Origin of the sequence: Desertibacillus haloalkaliphilus, from assembly GCF_019039105.1 — a bacterium.
Taxonomy (GTDB): domain Bacteria; phylum Bacillota; class Bacilli; order Bacillales; family KJ1-10-99; genus Desertibacillus; species Desertibacillus haloalkaliphilus.
In genome coordinates this window covers 1-327 of record NZ_JAHPIV010000600.1, presented here as the reverse complement: position 1 = coordinate 327, position 327 = coordinate 1, and the positions used below count along the sequence as shown (strand labels likewise).

1 pseudogene is annotated in these 327 nt (G+C 48.9%); it reads right to left on the bottom strand.

From position 1 onward, the window contains the following. A pseudogene (locus KH400_RS23460) lies at positions 1 to 327 on the bottom strand (50S ribosomal protein L1); the annotation flags it as partial.

Sequence of the window (327 nt, the reverse complement as noted above, 5' to 3'; positions counted from 1 at the left end):
ATATCGATGTTAACAGCAGGTCCGAACGTTGAAGCGATTGATACGTGCTTTACGTATGCACCCTTAACAGCGGCAGGACGAGCCTTCAAGATAACGTCTGACAATGACTTGATGTTTCCAGCAAGCTTGTCGGCGTCAAATGATACCTTACCAACTGGTACAGCAACGTTTCCGTCACGGTCAGTACGGTAAGTAACCTTACCTGACTTAGCGTCAGTAACGGCCTTAGCTACGTCAAACGTAACAGTTCCCGTCTTAGGGTTAGGCATCAATCCCTTAGGACCCAATGCACGTCCAACACGACCAACTTGGGCCATCATGTCAGGC